General features: G+C 67.2%; 1 protein-coding gene and 1 pseudogene. One reads left to right on the top strand and one right to left on the bottom strand.

Annotated elements, in window-relative coordinates:
- Positions 1 to 83: 83 nt before the first annotated feature.
- On the bottom strand, positions 84 to 212 hold the full coding sequence (locus AB0N06_RS39060; RefSeq protein ID WP_366139405.1) for a hypothetical protein: 129 nt from the start codon (positions 210 to 212) through the stop codon (positions 84 to 86).
- Positions 213 to 556: 344 nt separating this feature from the next.
- Here AB0N06_RS39060 and AB0N06_RS39055 point away from each other — a divergent pair.
- A pseudogene (locus AB0N06_RS39055) lies at positions 557 to 1,011 on the top strand (transposase); the annotation flags it as partial.

Below are 1,011 nucleotides of genomic sequence, written 5' to 3'. Positions count from 1 at the left end.
TCGAGGCGGGGTGCGGTCGGCGTGTCGCGAAGACGTGTTGACAAGCCGTCAGGTCGAGCGGCTCCGCATTGCGCCTCGGCCTCTCAGCCGTCCTCCTCGATCTTGAGGAGAGTCAAATTCCTGCGCCACTGGCTCGCCGACCAGTCAGGAGAGGCGGCAAGCTCCTCCGCGGCCCACTGGTCGATCGCGGCTTCAGCTTCCGTCCCGATCATCGCCATTAGCGCCCGTCAGACCACTCTCTGATGTAACGCCAGGTCAGCGATCCAGCGCACCTTCGGTGCGCTCCGGGGGCGTGGTAAACCCCTTGGCGCGCGCCGGAGGTGCTTCTGTCCGCCCTGACGTGGGCTGATGCCGGTCCGGGATCGTGGTGGGGTTCGTTCCGGCCGAAACCGATGCCTCTGTGATGCCGGTGAGCTCGCAGGTCAGCGTGGTGCTGGGGGCTGTCCACGGGAACCGTGGAGTGTTGCTGTGAGCACGTGCGTCAGAATTCCTGATTCACCCTGGCCCTCCCGGAACGGCGCACGACGGGTCTGTCCGCCAGGGAGGGAGCAAGGCCGTGGACGTGCTGCACGAACCCTGTGCCGGCCTGGACATCAGCAAGAAGGACGCCAAGGTATGTGTCCGCACCCCAGTACGAAGCGGCGGGGGTCCTTCACGACCGAGACCACGACGTGGGGATCGACGACGAACGCGGTCCTCGATCTGCGGGAGCACCTGCTCGCCGCACAGGTGACCCTGGTGGTGATCGAGGCCACCAGCGACTACTGGAAGCCCTTCCTACGTGCTGGCCGAGGGCTTGAACGTGATCCTGGTCAACGCGCGGCAGGTCAAGAGCCTGCCCGGCCGCAAGACGGACGTCTCGGACGCGGCCTGGCTGGCTCAGCTCGGCGCCCACGGCCTGGTCCGGCCCTCCTTCGTCCCGCCCGAGCCGGTCCGCGAACTACGGGACCTGACCCGGGCCCGGACCACCGCCACTGATGATGTGCGGGTTTTTGTCGGTGGTGGTTCGGC

This window comes from Streptomyces sp. NPDC051020 (genome assembly GCF_040683105.1).
Lineage (GTDB): Bacteria > Actinomycetota > Actinomycetes > Streptomycetales > Streptomycetaceae > Streptomyces.
The sequence above is the reverse complement of the archived record's forward strand: the minus strand, read 5'-3'. Positions and strand labels throughout refer to the sequence as shown.